Raw genomic sequence first — 23327 nt, forward strand, 5'->3', positions numbered from 1 at the left:
AGAAAACGAAAAATATGTTTGATTTAGATAAGTGGCAGGAAATATGGAATACTATCACCGCAAATAAGGTCAGAAGTATAATGACCGGTTTCGGGGTGTTTTGGGGAATACTGATGCTTGTTCTTTTGGTGGGTATCGGCAATGCTTTCGAAGGAGGAGTGATGAAGAGTGTAAAAGGATTTGCTACCAATTCATGTTTTTTCTGGACAAACGCAACAAGTGAACCATATAAAGGTTTCAGAAAAGGACGGAACTGGGTAATGAACGGAAAGGATGTGGAAACGATTAAAGCTCAGGTTAAAGGAGTAGAAGACGTGTCGCCTATGTTATTCGGTGAAAGTTCAGCGAAAAACGTTGTCTGGGGACGGAAGTCTACCGGAGCTCAGGTAACGGGTGTCTATCCGGAGCATTTCAGAATACAGACACAAACTGTCATTCACGGACGTTTATTTAATGATTTGGACGCAAAAAATGAGAGTAAAGTGGCTCTTGTCGGGCGTACTGTCGCTGAAAACCTTTTCGAGAAAGACCAGAATCCGGTTGGCGAGTATATTCGTGTAAACGGGATTTATTTTCAGGTGGTGGGCGTGATTCGTCCCAATTCTCAGGCTCAGGTAGGAGGTGATGCCAAGACATCAGTTTATCTGCCCTTTACAACCATGCAAAAAACATTCAATAAAGGAGATACTATTTATTTTATGTCAGCAACAGCAAAAGCTGATGTGCCGGTTACTGCGATCGAAAAGCAGATAAAAGATATTATAAAGAAAAACCATAATATAGCACCCAATGACGAGAAGGCATCCCGAAGCTTTAATATGGAACAGGAGTTTAAAACCTTTGTCAATCTGTTTCTTGGCATTCGCTGGCTGATCTGGTTTGTCGGTATCGGTACTTTGATGTCGGGTATTATCGGGGTAAGTAATATTATGCTTGTAACCGTCAGGGAACGTACAAGGGAAATAGGAGTGAGACGTGCGCTCGGGGCAAAACCGATTGCTATTTTGATTCAGGTGATGAGTGAAAGTTTTGTTCTTACTTTTATTGCTGGTTTCGGAGGCCTGTTTTTAGGTGCAGGTATTTTGGAAATTATCAATATGGGAATGCAAGGTATGCCCGATGATGGAATGATCTTTATTCCACCCTTCGTTTCTTTTGGTACTGCGATGATCTCTATCTCTATCTTAATTTTCTCCGGATTATTAGCAGGTTTGATACCGGCGATGAGGGCATTAAGCATTAAAGCGATAGATGCTATCAGAGAAGAGTAATTTTTTTATCTATACATTAGATAATTAGGGCGTGGAGGCATAAAGTAACAATGAAAAATGGACAATTTGTGTGTAACTTTTGTTACCTTTTAGGGATAAGTTGTTGTTGGATAGTATTTAATGGCGTTTGTAGTTTAGACAGGCTGGGGTGTGTTTTCCTTGCCAAAACAATAAAATAGGTCTCAGACCTTGAAAAGAGAAATAAATATCAAAATAGAATATGGAACAAGGTAGAAAAAAGAAAAGTGTTGTAAAGAAGGTTTTCAGCATTATAGGACTTACTTTACTGGGAGTGATTTTCGTAGGTTTTTTTTATTTCCTATGGCAAAAGAGTCAGCCCAAAGAAACGGTGTATGATATAGTGGAGGTGCAGGTAGGAGATCTGGAAAGCTCTACTGTAGCAACCGGAAAAGTATCGCCTCGAGATGAAGTACTGATTAAGCCTCAGATATCGGGTATTGTAACTGAGGTACTTAAGGAAGCGGGCGATTTTGTGAAAGCCGGAGAGGTAATAGCAAAGATACAGGTTGTACCGGAGTCATCGCAATTGAGTGCAGGAGAGTCACAATTGAGTGTGGCTAAAATCAATCTGGCTCAGGCAAAGAACGAATACGAACGCCAGAAGCAGTTGTTCGCCAAAGGGGTGATTGCCCGAGAAGAAATGGAGCAGTCGGAAACTACATATAAAAAAGCTGTGGAAGATACCGAAAATGCAAAAAATAATCTGGATATTATTAAAACCGGGGTGTCAAAAGTTACTGCCAAGTTCAGTAATACACAAGTACGCTCTACAATAGATGGTATGATTCTGGATGTGCCTATAAAAGTGGGTAATTCGGTTATTCAGGCAAATACATTCAATGATGGTACTACCATAGCTACTGTTGCCAATATGAATGATATGATATTTATAGGAAAAGTGGATGAGACCGAAGTTGGTCGTATACGTGTAGGAATGCCTATAAAATTATCTATCGGTGCGGTTGACGGCAAAAAATTTGATGCTCAGTTAGAATATGTTGCTCCTAAAGGAGTGGAAGAAAACGGAGCTATATTATTTGAAATAAAGGCTGCTGCACAGATCAAAGATACTATTGATATCCGTGCAGGTTATAGTGCCAATGCTCAGATCATCTTTGCAAAGGCAAATAAAGTATTGACGATACCCGAAAGTTGTGTTTCGTTCAGTAACGACTCTGCTTTTGTATATACTCTGAAAGAAGAACAGCCGAAGCAGGTATTCGATAAAAAATATGTCACATTGGGTCTGTCTAATGGTATCAATATCGAAGTGAAATCGGGATTGAAAAAAGGAGATAAGATCAGAGGAAATGAGAAGAGTGATAAGCCGAATACCGAATCGGAAGAACAAAAAAAGTAAAGTCATGAGAAAATATTTTGTAGCAGCTTGTTTGATATTCTGCACTATAGGAGCAGGAGCCCAAACTACATGGTCGTTGAGGCAATGTATCGATTATGCAGTGAAGAATAATATAGAAATCAAACAGGAAGAATTGAAGGTAAAAGGAGCAGAGGTGGACTTGAATACAAGTAAGAACAGCCGCCTGCCTAATTTAAACAGTTCTGTTAGCCATACATTTAATATAGGGCGTGGTATATCTACTACAACTAATGGCTTTATGGAAACCAATATTGCCAGTACTTCTGTAAGTGTTACATCATCCACACCTCTATTTACAGGGTTTAAGATAAAGAACGATATCAAAGCCAAGGAATTTGATCTTTTGGCGGCGACTGAAGGTTTGAAAAAAGCAAAAGAGAATATGGAGTTACAGATAACTTCTTATTTTCTGGATGTACTTTTCAAAAAAGAAATATTGAAAGTGTATGAAGAGCAGGTTATCTTGACACAAAAACAAGAAGAACGCACAAGTATTCTGGTTGAGAGCGGAAAAGTGGCTTTGTCTCAGTTGTATGATATTAAGGCACAATTGGCAAAAGACCAACTGAATGTAACAACCTCAGATAATGATCTGAAAAACAGTTTGCTTAATCTGGCTCAAGCTTTGAACCTGCAATCGGCGGAAGGGTTTGATGTGGAAGCTCCTGATGTAGAAGGTGTTCAGCTGGCTGATAATGTGCTTGCGGGCTTGATGCGTCCGGATGAGGTATATCAACGGGCATTGGGTATCAAGCCACATGTGAAAGAGGCAGCCTTTAATGTCGAAAGCAGTAAGAAAAATCTAAAGGTCGCACAATCGGGGTATTGGCCAACTCTAAGCTTTGATATGGGGTATAGTGTCGGTTTTCAACGGGCGTATAATACGACTAACCCAAGCTTTAGACAACAGTTGAAAGACAACGATAGTCAATATTTTGGGTTTAGTTTGTCTATTCCGATATTTAACAGATTCAGCGTTCGCAATCAGGTTCGTCAAGCTCGGTTGAATATAGAGAATCAGGAACTTAATCTTGATAATGTGAAACTTGCTCTTTATAAAGAAATACAGCAGGCGTATCAGAATGCAGTGTCGGCTCAGGCTAAATATATCTCAACTGAAAAAGCATATGATGCAGCACTGGAATCTTTTAAATATGCTGAGGAACGTTATCAAATAGGAAAGACCAGTGTTTTTGAATACAGCGAGTCGCAAACCAAGCTGATAAGCAGTAAATCGGAACAGTTACAGGCTAAGTACGATTTTGTGTTCAGAAGTAAGATCCTTGATTTCTATCAGGGTAAGGAAATCGAAATTTAAGTATATCGTATTCCATATAGTATAAATAGTGAAGTTCGAATCGGTATTTTAGTAGTCTCTATTAAAGTACCGATTTATATTAAGATCTCAGACCGTTTTTTGACTTTGCAAGCATAAACGCAACAGACAGTTACCGCTTTTAAATGCATCATTAAATACTTTCTGTATATTTGCATAAATAATGAGACGAATACTTACATTTTATATAAATACATTATGAAGCTGTTTCGCTGTTTTGCAGTTGCCCTTACTATACTTGCGGCTGTATCTTGTTCTAATAAAGGACCTGAGTTTCTGATCCAAGGAAAAGTCACAGATGCCGATACTTCTGTTCTATATTTAGAAAGAAGGGAATTGGATAAAATCACATTGTTGGATTCCGTAAAACTAGGAGATACAAAAGGTGAATTTAAGTTCTCGGAGTCAACCACACCTTATCCAGAGTTTTATGTGCTCCGGTTGAAGGGACAGGTTATAAATCTGGCTATAGATTCGACCGAGACGCTTACTGTAAATGCCTCTCAAAAAACATTTGCTACAGATTATACAGTTGAGGGATCTGATGCTAATAATCAACTGAAAAAAGTTGCTTTGGCTCAATATGATGCAAATCATAAGTTGGTAGACCTGAAGAAGCGATTTGATGAAAAATCAATTAATGAGCAGGATTATATAACTCAGGTGCAGGCTATCGCCAATGAATATAAGGATGCCGCAAAAAAGATCATATTCACCGACCTGAAAAGCCCGGCTGCATATTTTGCCCTCTTTCAGAAAGTCAGCGGGTATCTGTTTTTTGATCCTTACGACCGTACCGATTATAAAGTTTTTGCAGCAGTAGCAACATCATGGGATATGTTCTATAAAGATTCGCCCCGTAGTAAACAGCTGCATGATTATACATTGACAGCGATGAAAGTTCGCAAGCAAAGCGAGATGGAGATAGACCCGGATAAAGTTGGACAGGTGGATGCAACTGAGTATTATAAAATAGAATTGCCCGATGTAAATGGGAAAAATATAAGTCTGGCATCCTTGAAGGGGAAAGCAGTATTGCTTGATTTTACAGTGTATCAGGATGAAAATTCACCAAGGCATAATATGGAGTTGAACAAGCTTTATGCTAAATATAAGCCTAACCTCGAAATTTATCAGGTTTCCTTTGATTCTGAGGCTCACTTATGGAAAAACGCAGCAGTCAATATTCCTTGGATAGCTGTACATGATCAGAGGTCTGTCAACTCCGATCTGATCTTTAAATATAATGTGCAGAATTTACCTACAGTTTTCCTTCTTGATAAGGACGGTGAGATTGTAAAGCGTTTATTACCAAAGGATAATATAGATGCAGAGATTCAAAAAATATTGTAAGGTTTCAGATCTTATAATTTCATAGACGGTAAAAAAGTCTAAAGTTTATTTATAGATCAAAAATAGATGGCTGAATATTAATCTGTTGGTTAATAAATATATTAGATTTTGTTTTCTCCAAAAATAAAGTATATATTTGCATAAGACATAAAAAAAGAAAAGGAGTTCTGGTCTATACGACGAGAATTCTTTTTCTTTTTGTTACAAAAAAGAGTAATAATTTAATAATTAACAATTTGCTATGGCTGTTGCTTATATGACCGAAGAAGGTTACGAGAAGTTGAAAGAAGAGATCAGCTTGTTGGAAACAGTAGAAAGACCTAAAATCTCGAAACAGATAGCGGAAGCTCGTGATAAAGGTGACCTTTCTGAAAACGCTGAATATGATGCGGCGAAAGAGGCTCAAGGTATTCTTGAAGCAAAGATTGCGCAATTGAAGAATTTATTTGCCAATGCACGTTTGATCGACAAAAAGTCTATCGGGGTGGATGCTGTACAGATTCTTAATAGAGTTACGATCAAGAATACTAAAAATAACCAACAGATGACTTATACTCTTGTTGCTGAGAGTGAAGCCAATCTGAAAGAAAATAAAATAGCGGTAAGTACTCCTATCGCTCAGGGATTGCTGGGTAAGAAAGTAGGGGATATCGCAGAGATAAAAGTTCCTAACGGAATAGTTTCCTTTGAGATTGTAGATATCTCGATTTAAGTCCATACATAATTTGCTGTCTTGCCGGGTGAAACAGTTTGTGCTGTTAACTTATACGCAAGGCATTATATTTTAATAATAAGGAGAATACCAGATGTCGAGCATTTTCAGTAGAATAGTAAAAGGCGAAATACCATCTTATAAAGTAGCGGAAAGCGACAAGTTATTAGCTTTCCTAGATATAAGTCCTATGGCGAAAGGTCATGTATTGGTGATACCTAAACAAGAAGTAGATTATATCTTCGATTTGGATGATAAGTTATTATCCGACATGATTATCTACAGTAAAAAGGTCGCAAAAGCTATTTCGAATGCCATTCCTTGCCAAAGGGTAGGGGTGATGGTGATAGGTCTGGAAGTACCGCATGCTCACATTCATTTGATTCCGATTAATAAAGAATCGGATATGAGTTTAACGAATGCCAGATTAAAGCTGGAAAAAGAAGAATTTGCGATAATAGCAGACTCAATATCTAAGGAGTTTCATAAATTATAAGCTAAAGCGCATAAATATATTAGGGTAAACGGTTGTTTGCCCTATTTTTTTTATTCTAGACTGGTGTGTCTTGGTTGTAAGTGTCTTTTTATTAGATTTTTATCTTTGTTTTGATTGTAATGGTCAAGCATCCAGAGTCTTAGTTTATTTTAATAATTCTAGCAAAAGTTAACTTCGAATAAGCTTCAAAAACACAGATAAAAGTATTTATTTTGCATATTGAGTAAAGGTGGATATTGAGAGCATGAATTATTCCTGATATTGAACATTTACTTGTTAAAGTTGGTTTATTGAACATAATAAAAGAGGTCTGTGACCTAAATTGATACCACGATGGAAATAGAACGCTTATACGAGATATTTAAGCAGTACCCCACAATAACAACAGATACCCGTAACTGTCCTGAAGATTCTATCTTTTTTGCATTGAAAGGAGCTAATTTCAATGGAAATCTATATGCATCAAAAGCTATAGAATTGGGGTGTCGCTATGCGATAGTCGATGAGGCCGAGTTTGCTGATGAGCAGAAAAATATACTACTGGTTGAGGATTGTCTCAAAGCATTGCAGGATTTAGCGCATTACCACCGCTCTAAATTTTCGATACCGGTAATAGGTATTACCGGAACAAACGGAAAGACTACATCCAAAGAACTGATTACAGCAGTATTGTCTCAGGAATTCGAAGTCTTATCAACTCAGGGGAATTTTAATAACCATATAGGGGTTCCGCTGACTCTTTTGCAGATGAATAAGACTCATGAAATTGCGATCATCGAGATGGGAGCTAATCATGTTGGGGAGATAAAGATTTTGGCTGAAATAGCAGATCCTACATTTGGTCTGATAACTAATATCGGACATGCCCACATCGAAGGTTTTGGGTCGTATGAAAACATCATTAAAACTAAAAGTGAGCTTTACGATTACATCAGAAACAGAAAAGACGGTAAAGTTTTTATTGATGCTAATAATGATCTCCTGATGAAGCAGGCCGAAGGCTTGACAACCATTCAGTATGGACAAGGTAAAGATTTGTTTGTAAAGGGAAAAGCCGTATCGAATGATCCTTATCTGAGTTTTACATGGCAGTTTTCGAAAGATGATCATTTGGTGCATACCCATTTGATCGGAGAATACAATCTGTCGAATGCTCTGGCGGCTGTGGCTGTCGGAAAATATTTTGGAGTGAAAAAAGTTAAAATAAGCGAGGCTATAGCTAACTATATGCCGACAAACAACCGTTCGCAGCTTAAAAAAACCGATAAGAACACTTTGGTGATAGATGCATATAATGCTAATCCTACAAGTATGAATGCTGCATTGCAGAATTTCAGAAAGCTGGATATTCCAAATAAAGCCGTAATATTGGGCGATATGCGCGAGTTAGGAGCAGATGCAGCTATAGAGCATCAGGCGATAGTTGATCTGGTGCAGGATAGTGATATTAAAGATGCCTTTTTTATCGGGGAAAATTTTAGCAAGACAGACACGTTATTACCTCGTTTTGAGGATCTGAATGCCTTTTTAGAATACTTGAAAGAAAACCCATTGACGGATAAGAATATATTAATTAAGGGTTCGAGAGGTATTCAACTCGAAAAATGTGTAGATTTGCTGTAAGGACGGCGAATTTTTATGAACAAAACAATATTTGAATGAAGAAAATAGTCTTATTTGTAATGCTGGCAGCTTTGTTATTGCCCTCTGAATTATTTGCTTGGGGAACAACCGGGCATAGGGTAGTTGCTGAGATAGCAGAACAGAACATTAAATCAAGCACAAAAAAGAAAATAGATAAACTGTTGGACAATCTGCCGATGGCATATTGGGCTAACTGGCCTGATTTTATAAAATCGGATAAAACCGGTCAGTGGGATAATACCTTTATTTGGCATTATGTAAATGCTCCAAGAAATCAGACGAAAGATGCTTTTCTGACCTATATTAAAGGCGTTAAGCAGGAAAATATATATAGTGAGATTCCTAAGCTCGAGAAAACAATCGAGGATCATGTATCATCATCCGAACAGAAACGGGTTGCCCTTATATTTTTGATTCACCTGATTGGGGATGCTCACCAGCCTATGCACGTTGGTTGTGAAGATGATTTAGGAGGAAACCGCATCTCTTTGCTTTGGTTCAATGAGAAAACCAATTTGCATTCGGTTTGGGATGGTAAATTAATTGATTACGAGAAGTATAGTTATACAGAGTATGCACATATTCTGAATATTGTATCAAAAGATAAGAAAAAAGAACTGAGTGCGGGAACTCTCGAAGACTGGTTGTATGAATCTCATACCATAGCGAATGAAATTTATGCAGGAGTAAATAACGAAGACCGCTTGTCGTATGATTATAGTTTTAAATACAAATCGGTGGTAGAACTTCAACTGCAAAGAGGAGGTTTTCGTTTAGCAGCCGTATTGGATAAGATATTTAAATAAAGAAGATAACCTATCTTCAGATGGTAAAGGGTTGTTGAAAAGTAATTTTGACAACCCTTACTTATTTCCACGCAGAGTCTAAAAAGATTTAAGATTCTAAACTTTCGGGAGGGAAGTTTGTTAATACACTAAAACCGAAAAAAGGATAAGATGAAAAATTTTGTAATGTTATTAGGGGTACTCGGCAGTTTTATGTTGCTTTCTTGTAAAAGTTCGACTGCTCCCACAAACGAACAGGGCGAAAATATTCCTTATGCAGTAGTCCGAGGCTATTTTGTGAAGAATGATGCGGATCTGAGTTTATTAAAAGACGGAAAAATCACAAGTGAAAAAGATTTTTCAGCTTTATTTGGAGCTGCAACAGTAATGGGAGAGGATGGCAAACCTACAGTTATTGATTTTACAAAGCAATATGTTATAGCTATTGTTGCAGATCAAACGGATTCGGCAGTAGTTTTAAATCCTTTAAAACTAGAGAAGGCAGGAGATAATCTGACTTTTACTTATGAATACAAAGTAGGAGAAAAGCAGTCTTATACTATTAAGCCATTGCTTATAATAGTTGTTGATTCTAAATACGAAGGAAATCTTCAGATAAAAAAAGCAGAGTAGGTACTTTGTGTTTCATTAATAATACAATAAGGCTGGCATATTTGTCAGCCTTATTTGGTTATTAGCTGTTTTTGTACTGATTATCGAAAAATATCCAATATTATCTTTGTATAATATGCTATTTAGCAATGGATGTTATCCCTTAATATCACTATTATTTTTATGGCTATGAATGTAAATATAGAACAGGTTCAGGGACAGAATATCGAAGATGTAAAGTCTCAAATCGTATCATTGGAAAGAAATGCTTTGGAGATGTGGAATAAGGGAAATCCCGATGGATATTTAAACCTTTATTCGGACGATGTTACTTATTTCGATCCCTATTTTGAAACGAAACTCGAAGGTATAGCAAAGTTGAGAGCCTATTATGAGCAGGTTCGAGGAGAAATAAATGTCCGTAAATATGAGATGATAAACCCTGTGGTCCAGATATTGCCGGATGCGGCTGTACTCTCTTATAATCTGACATCGTATATTGATACGGGAGAATCAAAATGGAATTGTACCGAAGTCTATAAAAAAGATGGAGAGTTGTGGAAAATAGTACATGTACATTGGTCGTATGTGAAACCCTGAAACGCTGGGTGCGGAGATTGAAAAAATTATCTATACTGAAAAGAATGAATAATATATAACCTTTTTCGATACCAGATTGACATTATTAACCCTAAATCCTTATTTTTGTAGGTAAACAAATTCATGAATCGAAATGGAAGAAACAACCGTAAGAAAAAGTAATCACGGTGCTAACGTTCGTCGTTGGAGGGAGTGGCGCAATATAAATCAGGATACACTGGCTGAACAGATCGGAGTATCTCAGGCAACTCTTTCGAGTTATGAAAAGAAAAATAAATTGGATCAGGAGATTCTGGAAAAAATTACTAAAGCTTTAAATATTCCGCTTGAGGCAATAACAGACCTAGGTGAAGATTCAGCTATAAATATTGTTGCAAGTACATTGACCGCTAATGACAATGCTGCGATATTCAATTATTATCCTTCCTTTAATCCAATTGATAAAATAGTCGAACTTTATGATAGACTATTGCAATCAGAGAAAGAAAAAGTTGAGATATTGCAGGAAGCATTGAAAGAGAGAAAGTAAATATATTTGCCTGTTAGAATACACATAGGAGAGTATCTGACTAAGGGAAATGTGAAAATAGTGTTACAAAAGATATAACCTTTGTTTACTTTTCATCTTTAAATACCTGATTGAGCGGATTGTCAATTATTTATTGTAACTTCGCACCCTCAAAATTTAGGTATGCAGAATATTAGAAATATTGCGATTATCGCGCACGTTGACCACGGTAAAACTACAACGGTTGACAAACTTTTATTGGCCGGACAACTTTTCAGAGAAAATCAGGATGCCGGAGAGCTGATTCTTGATAACAATGATCTGGAACGTGAAAGGGGTATAACAATCTTGTCGAAAAATGTTTCGATCACTTATAAAGGAACCAAAATCAATATTATTGATACTCCCGGGCACGCCGATTTCGGTGGTGAAGTAGAGCGTGTCTTGAATATGGCAGATGGATGTCTTTTGTTGGTAGACGCTTTCGAAGGCCCTATGCCTCAGACTCGTTTTGTGTTGCAAAAAGCAATCGAAATAGGTTTGAAACCCATAGTTGTAATAAATAAAGTGGATAAGCCTAATTGCCGTCCCGAAGAAGTTCATGAGATGGTATTCGATCTTATGTTCAGTTTGGATGCTACGGAAGAGCAATTAGATTTTCCTACGATATACGGTTCAGCCAAAAATGGTTGGATGTCTACAGACTGGAAACAGCCAACTACAGACTTTACAGCGTTGTTAGATGCTATTATAGAGTATATTCCTGCACCTGAAACAGTAGAAGGAACTCCTCAAATGCTGGTTACTTCATTAGACTTTTCTAAATATGTAGGTCGTATTGCCGTAGGACGTGTACATCGTGGAGAACTTCGCGAAGGTATGGATGTGTCTCTTTGCAAACGTGATGGATCTATTGTAAAATCAAGAATTAAAGAGCTTCATATATTCGAAGGCTTAGGGCGTGCTAAAGTACAATCCGTTCAATGCGGAGACATTTGTGCTTTGGTAGGTATCGAAGGTTTTGAAATCGGTGATACAATAGCTGATGCTTTGAATCCCGAACCTCTTGATCCGATCGATATCGATGAACCTACTATGTCGATGTTGTTTACAATCAATAATTCTCCGTTTTTCGGAAAAGAAGGTAAGTTTGTAACTTCTCGCCATATATATGACCGCTTGATGAAAGAGTTGGATAAAAACTTGGCATTAAGGGTCGAAACCACAGAAAGTGCCGATTCATGGGTCGTTTACGGTCGTGGTATCCTTCACTTATCTGTTCTTATCGAGACTATGCGTCGCGAAGGTTATGAACTTCAGGTAGGTCAGCCTAAAGTGATTATTAAAGAAATAGATGGTATGAAATGCGAACCGGTTGAACAGTTATCTGTTAACTTACCGGATGAATTTGCAAGTAAGATTATCGATCTTGTGACACGCCGCAAGGGTGAATTGGTAATGATGGAGTCTAAGAACGAACGTACTTTCCTAGAGTTTAATATTCCATCAAGAGGTATTATCGGTATAAACAACGCTGCTTTGACCTTATCGGCAGGAGAGGCTATTATTTCTCACCGTTTTATCGAATTCCAACCTTGGAAAGGAGATATCGATAAACGTCAGAATGGGTCTATTATAGCCAGTGAGTCGGGTAATGCTTTTGCATATGCCATTGATAAACTTCAGGATAGAGGGCGTTTCTTCGTAGAACCTCAGACTGATATATATATGGGACAGATTGTCGGAGAACATTCAAAGGAAGGCGACCTAGTTGTAAATCTTACAAAGTCTAAGAAACTTACCAATGTCCGTGCATCCGGTACAGATGATAAAGCGTCTCTTGCTCCTGCTATTATTTTCAGTCTCGAGGAGGCTTTGGAATATATCAAGGAAGATGAGTATGTAGAGGTAACTCCTGCTGCTATCCGTCTGCGTAAGATATATTTGGATGAAAACGACCGCAAGCGTTTTACTAAGAAGTAAATAAGGTCTGAGACCTATTTATATCATATAAATAAAGGCTATTCGAAAGAATAGCCTTTATTGTTTTATATTGAGTAGCAGCAAATTTTTAATATAGTACCTTACCCAACGCTGCCTTCAAGGCTGATTTGCAATAGCTTTTGAGCTTCCACTGCAAATTCCATAGGTAGTTTCTGCATTACTTCTTTAGCATATCCGTTAACGATCAGTCCAACTGCATCTTCGGTAGATATACCCCGTTGGTTACAATAGAATACCTGATCTTCGCTGATTTTCGAAGTTGTAGCTTCATGTTCGATAATAGCTGTTTCGTTCGCAATATCAGAGTAGGGGAATGTGTGTGCTCCGCACTTATCACCGAGCAATAAGCTGTCGCACTGAGAGTGGTTACGGGCATTTTCAGCCTTTGGAGAAACCTTTACGAGTCCTCTGTATGAGTTTTGACTGTATCCTGCAGAAATTCCTTTCGATACGATACGGCTTCTTGTATTCTTACCAATATGTATCATCTTGGTGCCTGTATCGGCTTGCTGGTAGTTATTTGTTACAGCTACAGAATAAAACTCACCGACGGAATTATCTCCTGCAAGAATACACGATGGATATTTCCACGTGATTGCAGATCCTGTTTCTACCTGAGTCCATGATATTTTAGAGCCGTTTCCTTTGCATAGGCCTCGTTTTGTAACGAAGTTGTAGATTCCGCCTTTACCTTCTTTATCTCCCGGATACCAGTTTTGTACAGTCGAATATTTTACTTCAGCACGATCTAATGCCACAATTTCTACAATGGCAGCGTGCAGCTGGTTTTCGTCACGCATTGGAGCTGTACATCCTTCAAGGTAGCTCACATATGAATCATCGTCTGCAACAAGCAGAGTGCGCTCAAACTGTCCTGTGTTTGCTGCGTTTATCCGGAAATATGTCGAAAGTTCCATTGGGCATCTTACCCCTTTGGGTATGTATGCGAATGATCCGTCGCTGAATACAGCAGAATTTAATGCTCCAAAGAAATTGTCTCTGTATGAAACAACCGAACCCAGATATTTTTTCACCAGTTCGGGGTGTTCCTGCACCGCTTCGCTGAAGGAGCAAAAGATGATGCCTTTTTCCGCAAGGGTTTCTTTGAATGTTGTTTTGACAGATACACTGTCAACAACAGCATCAACAGCCATTCCTGCTAACATTTTCTGTTCTTGAAGAGGAATACCCAATTTATCGAATGTTTTCAATAATTCGGGGTCTACTTCATCAAGACTTTCAGGAGCTATCTTTTGTTTTGGGGCTGAATAGTATATTACATCCTGATAATTGATTTCAGGGATGTCCAGATGCGCCCATTCGGGCATTTTCATAGTCAGCCAATGTCTGTATGCATTCAGTCTGAACTCGAGAAGCCATTCCGGCTCATTCTTTTTAGAGGAGATGAGACGGATCACATCTTCATTGAGACCTTTGGCTATAGATTCGGCTTCTATATCCGTAACAAATCCGTATTTATATTCACCGGATGTTACTTCATCCAAAATTTTATCTTGATCTTCTTGCATTTACCTAAAAACTTTATAATTCTAATGTATTCACATTGCAAATATAAATAAACCTGATAACTAAATCCAATCAATAAATCTGATGAGTGTTAATTATAGCTTATTTCTTCTGCAAATATAATTCTAAAAGAAAGCCTGAAAGAAATATTTCCCGGATATTTCTTTGATTCTGCCTTTTTTAAATCAACCGTTAGAACAAAAGATATTCGGGTTTTGTTCATCTATTGTTTTATGAGGGTTCGAAAAAAACAAATCAATCAGGATTAAAAAAATATAACATAAACAGCCTTTTGATTGCATCCCCCTTGGGTGTTTTTCTTAATTAGGATACCCAAAGGTTTCTTTTTTGAACTTTTATGATTAAAAAAAGTAAATAATGCTGGATAAGAGCATTATATTTTGTTTCTTTGCACCAATTTAGGGTGTGTTCTATAGGATAGGTTCCTGTGTGTAACCCGCCAGTAAAAAGAAGAGTTTTATAGCATGTCACAGAATCGCCAATTTCGTTCTACATCTTTGTTTGGATCGGGTGTAACAACAACAGTCAGTATTACTTTGGTTTTGTTCTTACTGGGTCTGACTATTTTTGTCGCAGTAATGGGGCGTGAGATATCCTCTTTTATAAAAGAAAATCTGAGTATTACGATCGAATTGTCAGCGGGTACATCAGAGGCCGCCGCCGCAAAACTACAAAAAGAACTGAACGAAAGCCCTTATGTTAGAGCTGTTACCTTTATTAGCAAAGACGAAATAAAGAAAGAACTTATAGATGAGTTGGGTGGAGATCCCGAAGAAATTTTAGGTTATACTCCGGCATCAAATTATTTCGACGTGAACCTGAAATCAGCTTATGCAAATGTTGATAGTATAAAGGTTGTCGAAAAATCGCTGAAAGGCCAGAAGATTGTTAAAAGCTTCTTGTATAGCGAAGAAACTCTCAATATGATTAACTCCAACTTGTCGAAGATTGGCACTAGTTTACTGTTATTGGCTTTGATCCTGATGGTTATATCATTTACCCTTATTCGGAACACTATACGGTTGAATATTTATTCGAAACGTTTTCTTATAAATACAATGCAGTTAGTCGGAGCAACCGATGCTTTTATCCGCCGTCCGTTTATCTTTAAAACTATAGGTTATGGAATAATTGCAGCTATTATCGCCAATATCGGTATTACAGCACTTATATATAGTTTGACAAAAGAATTTCCCGAAATAATAACTATTGTACGGATTCAATACCTTGTTATATTATATGCGATTGTTTTATTGCTGGGCATACTGTTGCCGGGTATCGCAACTGCTTCGGCAGTAAACAGATATTTAAGAATGAATACAAATAATCTTTATTACATCTAAAGTTCATGGACAGAAAAGATTTTGCATTAGGAAAAATAAACTACATAATTTGTGGAGTGGCATTTGCTGTTATTCTGATAGGGTTCTTTTTGATGACAGGACCTGCTTCAAGTATCGAAGGTGGTTTTGAACCGGATATTTTCAGTTCTCGCCGTATCGTTGTGGCTCCGATGGCCTGTTTCTTTGGATTTCTACTGATGATAGTAGGTATATTGTACAAAGGAAAAAAGGTTGAAGAATAAATCAAGCGCATCAGTTTAAGCGTAAATATAAAAATATCAAACAAACTATATGGATACATTACAGACGATTATCATAGCCATCGTTGAAGGGCTTACCGAGTTTTTACCGATATCATCAACTGGTCATATGATTATTGCCCAACAGTTGTTAGGAATAGAAAGCACAGAGTTTGTCAAAGCATTTACTGTAATCATTCAGTTCGGGGCAATATTATCTGTAATCGTTTTGTATTGGAAGCGTTTTTTTCAGTCGTGGGATTTTTATCTGAAATTACTTATCGGGTTTATACCTGCAGCCGTTTTGGGATTGCTGTTCAGTGATACGATTGACGAGATGCTGGAGAATGTATATGTGGTTGCAACTACTCTTTTAATAGGAGGTATACTGATGTTGTTTGTTGATAAGTGGTTTAACTCACCAAAAGCGACAGAAGAAGTTTCACGCAAAAAAGCCTTTATTATCGGATGTTTTCAATGTATTGCTATGATACCGGGTGTGTCACGTTCTATGGCTACAATCGTAGGGGGGATGACCCAGAAATTGACACGAAAAGCTGCTGCTGAGTTCTCTTTCTTTTTAGCTGTTCCGACTATGGCTGCAGCAACAGGGTACAAGCTTCTGAAACTTTTTATGGAGCCAAATGGTGTGCAGATTCTACAAGATAATATGGGAACCCTTATATTAGGGAATGTTGTAGCCTTTATTGTTGCTTTGCTTGCCATTAAATTCTTTATTGGTTATGTAACTAAGTATGGATTCAAGCTATTTGGCTGGTATCGTATTATCCTGGGATTAGCTATTCTCATCTTTTTGTTAACCGGACACGAGTTGAAAGTGATGTAATAGCAGTCGGAATTATTCTTTCTGATTTGTTGTATTTTATGAATCACAACAGATAATGAATATCCCTCACACGTAATAACGTTTCAATCCTATTTTCGGGCTTGGTTATGAAAATACCGCGGCTTATTATAAACTAAGAGTATACATTGAATACTTCCTTTTACTTAATATAAGAATGGATTTTATTTCGGGAGAAATATTATATATAAACAAACCTTTAAATTGGACTTCGTTTGATTTGGTACGAAAATTGCGGTATAAATTATGTCGCGGATTAAAAGTCAAGAAGTTAAAAGTCGGACATGCCGGCACATTAGATCCTTTGGCTACAGGGGTAATGATTGTCTGTACAGGTCGGAAAACTAAATTAATAGAAAGTTTTCAGTTGCAGACAAAGGAATATCTAGCTACTGTTCGTTTAGGAGCAACAACTCCCTCATTTGATCTTGAAACAGAAATAGATAATACATATCCGACTGATCATATCTCACGAGAATTGGTTGAAGAAAAACTGCGAGCCTTTATTGGCCGTATAGAACAAGTCCCTCCGGCATATTCGGCATGTAAAGTTAATGGCGAAAGAGCCTATAATCTGGCTCGAAACGGAGAGGAAGTCGAACTAAAGCCTAAAGTGCTTGTTATAGATGAGATAGAATTGCTGGGATACGAGCCTTCATGTATAAAAATACGAGTGGTTTGCAGCAAAGGAACCTATATAAGAGCATTGGCTAGGGATATCGGTTTGGCTCTTGGTTCGGGAGGACATCTGATTGGTTTGGAAAGAACAAGGGTTGGTGATGTAACCTTAGACAAATGTCTGAATATTGAAGATTTGGATAACCTTGTTCCTCAATTATCACAAGAAGAAAAATAATATAAATATATAAAGTTTAATATGAAACTGTCTCAATTTAGATTCGATTTTCCGGAAGAACTAATCGCTACTCATCCTGCAAAAAACAGAGACGAGTCGCGCCTTTTAGTGTATAACCGGAAAACTGATAAAGTAGAACACAAGCAGTTCAAAGATATTCTGGAATACTTTGATGATAAAGATGTTTTCATCTTCAATGATACTAAAGTATTTCCGGCTCGTCTGTATGGAAATAAAGAAAAGACCGGAGCGAAGATCGAAGTGTTTTTGCTAAGAGAATTAAATGAAGAATTCCACTTATGGGATGTACTTGTTGATCCTGCCCGTAAGATAAGGATTGGCAACAAGTTGTACTTCGGAGACGATGATTCGATGGTTGCCGAAGTTATCGATAATACTACATCCAGAGGACGTACACTGAGATTTTTATACGATGGTCCTTCCGAAGAGTTTAGGACAGCTCTCTATTCATTAGGTGAAACTCCTATCCCAAGATATTTGGGTAGAGATGAGGATGCTGACGATAAAGAACGTTATCAGACTATCTTTGCGAAGAATGAAGGTGCTGTTGTGGCTCCTGCTGCCGGATTACACTTCAGTCGTGAGTTAATGAAGCGTATGGAAATTAAAGGGCTTGAATTTGCTTATGTAACGCTTCATTCAGGATTGGGTAATTACCGCGAAATAGATGTGGAAGATCTTACAAAGCATAAGATGGATTCAGAACAGATGGAAATAACCGATGAAGCTGCTGATATTGTAAATAAGGCAAAATCGAGAGGTTCTAAAATCTGTGCAGTAGGAACATCTGTAATGCGTGGAATTGAAACTATTGTGAGTACAGATCATCAACTAAAATCAAGCAAGGGATGGACTAATAAGTTTATATTCCCTCCATATGACTTTAATATTGCGGATGCAATGGTGACTAACCTTCACTTGCCTCAATCTACATTATTAATGATGACAGCTGCATTTGGTGGCTATGACAGGGTTATGGAGTTGTATGAAGAAGCCGTAAAGGAAAAATACAAATTCGGAACTTACGGAGATGCTATGTTGATACTCTAATTTGTATTTGATATAAGATAGGATAAGCAGACGAATGGTCTGCTTATTTTTTTATAAAGAGTTGCGGTGCTGCAATATTTTCTGTATGATTTCGGAGTCGACTTCCATATCGAATTTACGAGCAAATAAGCAACGACTGCTTATGATGTCAATATAGTCGTCCGAGCGAAGTGTTCTTGGATATTCGGGCCCTTTCTGCCAATTGAGGTAGGTGAAATGTTCATTCTTTATATTGCAATCTGATGTTGCCAGAATAGTCTGTATCCATAGTTCGTCTGCGCAATATGAATATCTGAATGATTTTATATACATGGGATGTTTGTCTATGAAATTAATGAGATAAGACATAGCATCAGCTTTTAATATAACCCAATTAGACCCTCCGTAATACTCCATATTAGAATATAAAGGCCTTCTCCAATTATACATTCTCTGACGTTTTCTGATATGTCCTATGATTCTCCGTCTTAGGTTTGCATATAACGAGTTTCCTGTAATATCAGATTCCCAATATAGCTGTACTCTGTCAAATCCTCCGTTAAACTTCCATTGGGGGAGGGGTAGCTTATCCGATACGACATAACTACACCCTCCATTACTCAAAGATTCGATAATTTTTTCATTCGAAACAATGGGTAGATCCTGTGCACTTATAAGTATGTAGTATCTATGCTTTTGTTGATGAGCTTTCCTGAATAAGTATAAAGGGCATTGTATCTGATTGAAACCGCTCCAGTTTATGTTATACTCCGAATAGAAGTTAACTGTTGGATACATACTCTTAAGCTGAGAAATGTCTATGGTAGACTTTGTGTCAATATGTATATACAGAGCGAAATTATTCAGAAGGTTCTCAATCAGTAGCTCGAGTTGAGCCTGATTTTTATGAGCCATGATTAAGATCGCCTCCTCTTTCATTATTTAATCTTCAGGTTTTAATATGAGTCGAACATATCGTCTATTCCTCCGTTACCAGAATTTGAACTTGAATGTACAGCATCTGAATCGAGCAGACTCTCATCTATTCCTGAGCCTGCACATGGATTGATTGAACTTTTCGGAAATTGTTCGTCTGTGCTGTAGCCGAGTTTAGGGTCGGCATATACTTTTTGCATAAATAGTCCATATATAGGCAGAGCCATTGCTGCTCCCTGTCCTTGAGCCGTTCTGTCGAAGTGGATTGATCTGTCTTCACCACCTACCCAGGTTGCTGTAACCAAACTAGGAGTGAATGCCATAAACCAACCATCAGAGTTATTCTGAGTTGTTCCTGTTTTACCTCCCATAGGAGCTCTCAGTCCGTATTTGTATCTAATACGACTACCTGTTCCGCCATCCATCACAGCACGAAGCATATCTAACATTTTTACAGATGTCTGCTCATTAAATACTTCCTGCACACGTGCGTCAAATGTTGCGATAGTATTGCCATAAGCATCTTCAATGCGTGTCACATATAATGGGTTTACCCTTATGCCGCTATTTGCAAAAGCAGTATAAGCACCTGCCATCTCTCCAACCGAAACATCCGGAGTTCCAAGAGCCAGTGCTATTACCGGGTCAATTTTTCCTGTAATACCAAAAGTATGTAACATTCTGACCAAAGCATATGGTGTAGTTCTGCTCATCAGGTAAGCGGTAACCACGTTGTCTGAGTTTTGAAGTCCCCATTTTACAGAAACAGTTTGTCCGATCATATTGCTGCGCACACCTCGGGGATTCCATGGAGTGCCGGCTTCTGTTATATAGGTTCGGTCTTCGTATGTCATTTGGTCGCAGGGGGTCATGCCTTCCTGCATACAAAGCGAATAAAGGAATGGTTTCATTGTAGAACCTACTTGTCGGCGTCCGATATTGACCATATCATATTGAAAATACTTGAAATCAATACCTCCTACGTATGCTTTTACTTGTCCATTGTGAGGATTCATAGCCATGAACCCTGCTCTCAGAAATGATTTATGATAACGTATAGAGTCCCAAGGGGTCATCGTTGTATCTATTTCTCCTCCCCACGAGAAGACTTTCATATCTGTCGGCTTTTTGAATATTTTCAAGATCTCCGCATCGCTTTTACCTTCTTTTTTCAAGCCTCGGTATCTGTCGGTAACCTTCATTGCCCGATAGATTAATGTGTCTACCTGTTTTGAAACAGAAGATGAAAATGGCGCATAAGAACGTCCTTTCTTTTCTTTGTCGAACAAAGGTTGGAGCTCCTTGCTGAAATGTTCTTTTACAGCATCTTCAGCGTATGTTTGCATACGAGAGTCTACAGTTGTATAAATTCTCAGTCCGTCTGTATATAGATTGTATGGAGTACCATCTGATTTCTTGTTTTTGTTACACCATCCATATAATGGATCATTTTCCCAGGCTGTCGAATCAACGGCATACTGTTCCATCTGCCACGATGCATAATTACCTTTATCCGGTTTCTTTGCTGTCATTATTTTACGGAGATATTCACGGAAATAAGGAGCAAGCCCGTCTTTATGGTCGACTCTTACATAGTTAAGAGTAAGAGGCAGCTGGCATAAAGAGTCTAATTCAGCTTTTGTAATGTAATTAGACTTATACATTTGTTCCAATACCACATTTCGTCGTCCTTTGGTGGCTTCGGGTCTTCTTTTAGGGTTGAAAACTGCCGGATTTTTACACATACCTATCAATGTGGCAGCTTCTTCTATAGTTAACTCTTTTGGGGTTTTATTGAAATATACTTTCGATGCTGTTTGTATCCCGACAGCATTATTAAGAAAGTCAAACTTGTTCAGGTATAGATTGATAATCTCTTCTTTAGTATAATATCTTTCGAGCTGTACAGCGATAACCCATTCGATAGGTTTTTGAAGAGCCCTGTCGAAGAAATTTTCGGCCTGAGGTGAATACAACTGCTTTGCCAGCTGCTGAGATATTGTACTACCTCCACCTCCGCTTTCCTGCTGAAATATTACACGTTTAACAACAGCTCTGGATACTGCATAGAGGTCAATACCGGAATGTCCGTAAAAACGGGCATCTTCTGTTGCGACCAATGCTTGTACCAAATATGGAGATAATTGATCGTAATTAGAATATATCCGATTTTCCTTACTTTGCGAATATGTGCCTAAAAGCTCATTGTCGGTAGAATAGACCTGGGATGCATATTTGTCAATCGGATTTTCAAGATCCTCAATGGGCGGCATATATCCAATGGCTCCAGCCGAGATAAGTGTGAATACCAGACCTATGACAACTACTATAGCTGCAAATGCTCCCCATAGTAGTTTTATTATGACTTTATGTTTTGAATCAGAGTTTTTTTGATTTCCCCCTTTTTTTTTGTCTTTGCTCATATTGATTAAAAAAGCATGAATAAAAATAGTCAAAACGACTATTGTCCAGCTTGCGAAATTAAACAAAAAGGCTTAAATATCGCATATCATCCTTTTAGTTTTATAAAAGCTTAAGAAAGGGAATGGCTTCTCAAGCTCTCTTTGGTTTCTTTTTCAGGTGTTTGCGATAGAATATATAATATCCGGTGAGAGGCAGAGATGCTCCTATTATACATGCTATACAAGTCAATATGCGAGTGAATATTCCTCCATAGGCTCCTACGTGCAAGGCATAAGCCCAAGACATAATAGATGACGATGTTGTTTTATCCCCGAATTTGCTGATTTCGGTAACTTCTCCGTTCTTTTTGTTCCATTTGTATCTGTCCGTAGCTCTTGAGTGTGATGCAGACTTTGGTAATACTGTAGCAGCTCCGTCGTTTATCGTTATATATTGGTAATTTGCATCACTTTTTTCGATATTGGCAAAAGCTGTCGCCCATGTCATAGGGTTGATGTCTGTTTTTTTATCATCACTATTACCTCCTCTTCCGTGACCGCCACCTCGTTGTTCAGCTTTTTCTGCACCGAATATTGTGCCTACTCCGTTTCTATACCATTCGAAAGACCACATTAGTCCTGTTAACGAGCAAAGCAAAAGGAATATGCAGGCGTATATACCTAACACAAGATGCAGGTCGTAGAAAAATCTTTTAGCTCCGCTTGTCGTTTTAATGGTAAATCTGCTTTTCCATTTCTTTCTGTCGGTTGGAGCCCACCATACTATTCCGCTGATAAGAATGAAAACAAAGAGAATAGTGGTAATACCTACGGTATATTTGCCCCATGTACGAGTTCCATCAAGTAGCCATCGGTGGAGAGACATCACCGTCGAAAAAGAACTGTCCTTGAAATTATATGTACCTGTAATCTTTCCGGTGTACGGATCAACGAAAGCGGAAGATCTCATTCCTTTTTGTAATCCGACGGTATAAGTTCTTTGGGGATCAGATGTTATTTTTATACTGGCAATGGCATTGTCTTTCTCTTTTAACTGATCGCTTATAATAGGTATGAGCTCGGGCAGAGGTATCTTTTCTTTATTGGATTCTTTTACAAAATAACGATCTGGATACTTTAATTCTAAAATCTCAGTTTCGAATGTCAATATCGCTCCGGTTATACAAATGATTGTGATAATAAGCCCTACAGGTATAGAGAGCCAAAGATGTACTTTTTTGAAGAATTTTCTGGTAGTCATAATCTGATATTACATAAAAATAAAACCGATGTAGTGAATATCATTCAAAACATCGGTCGTATTTTGTCATTAAGTCAGTAAGTTGTATTTTAAAAGTCAAAATA

Annotated in this window: 21 protein-coding genes; 17 read left to right on the forward strand and 4 right to left on the reverse strand. The window is 37.9% G+C overall.

Translation table 11 applies throughout. From position 1 onward, the window contains the following. The first annotated feature begins 14 nt into the window (after positions 1-14). From AABJ51_RS17495 to typA, 12 genes are all read left to right on the forward strand, one after another. The gene (locus tag AABJ51_RS17495) at positions 15-1271 is read left to right on the forward strand and encodes an ABC transporter permease (RefSeq protein ID WP_026627177.1); all 1257 of its coding nucleotides are present in this window, start codon (positions 15-17) and stop codon (positions 1269-1271) included. A gap of 220 nt (positions 1272-1491) precedes the next feature. Then, a complete protein-coding gene (locus AABJ51_RS17500; RefSeq protein WP_338373610.1) occupies positions 1492-2652 on the forward strand; it encodes an efflux RND transporter periplasmic adaptor subunit in 1161 nt (386 codons plus the stop codon). Positions 2653-2656: 4 nt separating this feature from the next. Beyond that, entirely contained in the window at positions 2657-3991 is a 1335-nt protein-coding gene (locus AABJ51_RS17505; RefSeq protein ID WP_338373612.1) for a TolC family protein, read from the forward strand. Positions 3992-4207: 216 nt separating this feature from the next. After that, positions 4208-5362: a thioredoxin-like domain-containing protein gene (locus AABJ51_RS17510; RefSeq protein WP_338373613.1), complete on the forward strand. Its 1155-nt coding sequence runs from the start codon at positions 4208-4210 to the stop codon at positions 5360-5362. Positions 5363-5603: 241 nt separating this feature from the next. Continuing rightward, positions 5604-6074, forward strand: a complete 471-nt coding sequence (greA, locus tag AABJ51_RS17515) for a transcription elongation factor GreA (protein ID WP_026625588.1) — start codon at positions 5604-5606, stop codon at positions 6072-6074. 94 nt (positions 6075-6168) lie between these two features. Beyond that, positions 6169-6570 carry an HIT family protein gene (locus AABJ51_RS17520; protein WP_338373616.1) on the forward strand — a complete coding sequence of 134 codons (402 nt, stop codon included), beginning with the start codon at positions 6169-6171 and terminating at the stop codon, positions 6568-6570. 333 nt (positions 6571-6903) lie between these two features. Next, a complete protein-coding gene (locus tag AABJ51_RS17525; protein WP_338373618.1) occupies positions 6904-8193 on the forward strand; it encodes a UDP-N-acetylmuramoyl-tripeptide--D-alanyl-D-alanine ligase in 1290 nt (429 codons plus the stop codon). A gap of 35 nt (positions 8194-8228) precedes the next feature. Continuing rightward, a complete protein-coding gene (locus tag AABJ51_RS17530) occupies positions 8229-9020 on the forward strand; it encodes a S1/P1 nuclease (RefSeq protein WP_134437161.1) in 792 nt (263 codons plus the stop codon). A gap of 150 nt (positions 9021-9170) precedes the next feature. Continuing rightward, positions 9171-9632 carry a hypothetical protein gene (locus tag AABJ51_RS17535; RefSeq protein WP_338373620.1) on the forward strand — a complete coding sequence of 154 codons (462 nt, stop codon included), beginning with the start codon at positions 9171-9173 and terminating at the stop codon, positions 9630-9632. 162 nt (positions 9633-9794) lie between these two features. Then, positions 9795-10211, forward strand: coding sequence for a YybH family protein (locus AABJ51_RS17540; RefSeq protein WP_338373621.1), 417 nt, complete (start codon positions 9795-9797; stop codon positions 10209-10211). 133 nt (positions 10212-10344) lie between these two features. Then, on the forward strand, positions 10345-10740 hold the full coding sequence (locus AABJ51_RS17545; RefSeq protein ID WP_338373622.1) for a helix-turn-helix domain-containing protein: 396 nt from the start codon (positions 10345-10347) through the stop codon (positions 10738-10740). Positions 10741-10902: 162 nt separating this feature from the next. Continuing rightward, the gene (typA, locus tag AABJ51_RS17550) at positions 10903-12702 is read left to right on the forward strand and encodes a translational GTPase TypA (protein WP_338373623.1); all 1800 of its coding nucleotides are present in this window, start codon (positions 10903-10905) and stop codon (positions 12700-12702) included. Positions 12703-12803: 101 nt separating this feature from the next. Here typA and sufB read toward each other — a convergent pair whose 3' ends face one another. Further along, positions 12804-14252 carry a Fe-S cluster assembly protein SufB gene (gene sufB, locus AABJ51_RS17555; protein WP_026625580.1) on the reverse strand — a complete coding sequence of 483 codons (1449 nt, stop codon included), beginning with the start codon at positions 14250-14252 and terminating at the stop codon, positions 12804-12806. Positions 14253-14735: 483 nt separating this feature from the next. Here sufB and AABJ51_RS17560 point away from each other — a divergent pair, with 483 nt between their 5' ends. From AABJ51_RS17560 to queA, 5 genes are all read left to right on the forward strand, one after another. Next, a complete protein-coding gene (locus AABJ51_RS17560) occupies positions 14736-15614 on the forward strand; it encodes a cell division protein FtsX (RefSeq protein WP_026625579.1) in 879 nt (292 codons plus the stop codon). A 5-nt stretch (positions 15615-15619) separates the two neighbouring features. Further along, positions 15620-15856: a DUF3098 domain-containing protein gene (locus AABJ51_RS17565; protein WP_026625578.1), complete on the forward strand. Its 237-nt coding sequence runs from the start codon at positions 15620-15622 to the stop codon at positions 15854-15856. Between the two features lie 49 nt (positions 15857-15905). After that, positions 15906-16700: an undecaprenyl-diphosphate phosphatase gene (locus tag AABJ51_RS17570; RefSeq protein WP_026625577.1), complete on the forward strand. Its 795-nt coding sequence runs from the start codon at positions 15906-15908 to the stop codon at positions 16698-16700. 175 nt (positions 16701-16875) lie between these two features. Continuing rightward, positions 16876-17574, forward strand: coding sequence for a tRNA pseudouridine(55) synthase TruB (gene truB / locus AABJ51_RS17575; RefSeq protein ID WP_338373626.1), 699 nt, complete (start codon positions 16876-16878; stop codon positions 17572-17574). A gap of 21 nt (positions 17575-17595) precedes the next feature. Continuing rightward, positions 17596-18645, forward strand: a complete 1050-nt coding sequence (gene queA / locus AABJ51_RS17580; protein ID WP_026625575.1) for a tRNA preQ1(34) S-adenosylmethionine ribosyltransferase-isomerase QueA — start codon at positions 17596-17598, stop codon at positions 18643-18645. A gap of 51 nt (positions 18646-18696) precedes the next feature. On the opposite strand, the gene AABJ51_RS17585 is transcribed toward queA, so the two are convergent. From AABJ51_RS17585 to AABJ51_RS17595, 3 genes are all read right to left on the reverse strand, one after another. Then, the gene (locus AABJ51_RS17585; RefSeq protein WP_338373628.1) at positions 18697-19563 is read right to left on the reverse strand and encodes a beta-1,6-N-acetylglucosaminyltransferase; all 867 of its coding nucleotides are present in this window, start codon (positions 19561-19563) and stop codon (positions 18697-18699) included. Between the two features lie 17 nt (positions 19564-19580). Then, complete coding sequence (locus tag AABJ51_RS17590; RefSeq protein WP_414991834.1) at positions 19581-21983, reverse strand: transglycosylase domain-containing protein; 2403 nt, start codon at positions 21981-21983, stop codon at positions 19581-19583. A 130-nt stretch (positions 21984-22113) separates the two neighbouring features. Then, complete coding sequence (locus AABJ51_RS17595; RefSeq protein WP_338373630.1) at positions 22114-23223, reverse strand: PepSY-associated TM helix domain-containing protein; 1110 nt, start codon at positions 23221-23223, stop codon at positions 22114-22116. Positions 23224-23327: the final 104 nt, after the last annotated feature.

Origin of the sequence: Indolivaga capnocytophagoides (assembly GCF_036511535.1) — a bacterium.
Classification (GTDB): Bacteria; Bacteroidota; Bacteroidia; order Bacteroidales; family Dysgonomonadaceae; genus Dysgonomonas_A; species Dysgonomonas_A capnocytophagoides.

Bases quoted from the DNA above. Each gene is read 5' to 3' on its own strand.
- AABJ51_RS17495 (WP_026627177.1), top strand. From the start codon at position 15: ATGTTTGATTTAGATAAGTGGCAGGAAATATGGAATACTATCACCGCA.
- AABJ51_RS17500 (WP_338373610.1), top strand. From the start codon at position 1,492: ATGGAACAAGGTAGAAAAAAGAAAAGTGTTGTAAAGAAGGTTTTCAGC.
- AABJ51_RS17505 (WP_338373612.1), top strand. From the start codon at position 2,657: ATGAGAAAATATTTTGTAGCAGCTTGTTTGATATTCTGCACTATAGGA.
- AABJ51_RS17510 (WP_338373613.1), top strand. From the start codon at position 4,208: ATGAAGCTGTTTCGCTGTTTTGCAGTTGCCCTTACTATACTTGCGGCT.
- greA (WP_026625588.1), top strand. From the start codon at position 5,604: ATGGCTGTTGCTTATATGACCGAAGAAGGTTACGAGAAGTTGAAAGAA.
- AABJ51_RS17520 (WP_338373616.1), top strand. From the start codon at position 6,169: ATGTCGAGCATTTTCAGTAGAATAGTAAAAGGCGAAATACCATCTTAT.
- AABJ51_RS17525 (WP_338373618.1), top strand. From the start codon at position 6,904: ATGGAAATAGAACGCTTATACGAGATATTTAAGCAGTACCCCACAATA.
- AABJ51_RS17530 (WP_134437161.1), top strand. From the start codon at position 8,229: ATGAAGAAAATAGTCTTATTTGTAATGCTGGCAGCTTTGTTATTGCCC.
- AABJ51_RS17535 (WP_338373620.1), top strand. From the start codon at position 9,171: ATGAAAAATTTTGTAATGTTATTAGGGGTACTCGGCAGTTTTATGTTG.
- AABJ51_RS17540 (WP_338373621.1), top strand. From the start codon at position 9,795: ATGGCTATGAATGTAAATATAGAACAGGTTCAGGGACAGAATATCGAA.
- AABJ51_RS17545 (WP_338373622.1), top strand. From the start codon at position 10,345: ATGGAAGAAACAACCGTAAGAAAAAGTAATCACGGTGCTAACGTTCGT.
- typA (WP_338373623.1), top strand. From the start codon at position 10,903: ATGCAGAATATTAGAAATATTGCGATTATCGCGCACGTTGACCACGGT.
- sufB (WP_026625580.1), bottom strand. From the start codon at position 14,252: ATGCAAGAAGATCAAGATAAAATTTTGGATGAAGTAACATCCGGTGAA.
- AABJ51_RS17560 (WP_026625579.1), top strand. From the start codon at position 14,736: ATGTCACAGAATCGCCAATTTCGTTCTACATCTTTGTTTGGATCGGGT.
- AABJ51_RS17565 (WP_026625578.1), top strand. From the start codon at position 15,620: ATGGACAGAAAAGATTTTGCATTAGGAAAAATAAACTACATAATTTGT.
- AABJ51_RS17570 (WP_026625577.1), top strand. From the start codon at position 15,906: ATGGATACATTACAGACGATTATCATAGCCATCGTTGAAGGGCTTACC.
- truB (WP_338373626.1), top strand. From the start codon at position 16,876: ATGGATTTTATTTCGGGAGAAATATTATATATAAACAAACCTTTAAAT.
- queA (WP_026625575.1), top strand. From the start codon at position 17,596: ATGAAACTGTCTCAATTTAGATTCGATTTTCCGGAAGAACTAATCGCT.
- AABJ51_RS17585 (WP_338373628.1), bottom strand. From the start codon at position 19,563: ATGAAAGAGGAGGCGATCTTAATCATGGCTCATAAAAATCAGGCTCAA.
- AABJ51_RS17590 (WP_414991834.1), bottom strand. From the start codon at position 21,983: ATGAGCAAAGACAAAAAAAAAGGGGGAAATCAAAAAAACTCTGATTCA.
- AABJ51_RS17595 (WP_338373630.1), bottom strand. From the start codon at position 23,223: ATGACTACCAGAAAATTCTTCAAAAAAGTACATCTTTGGCTCTCTATA.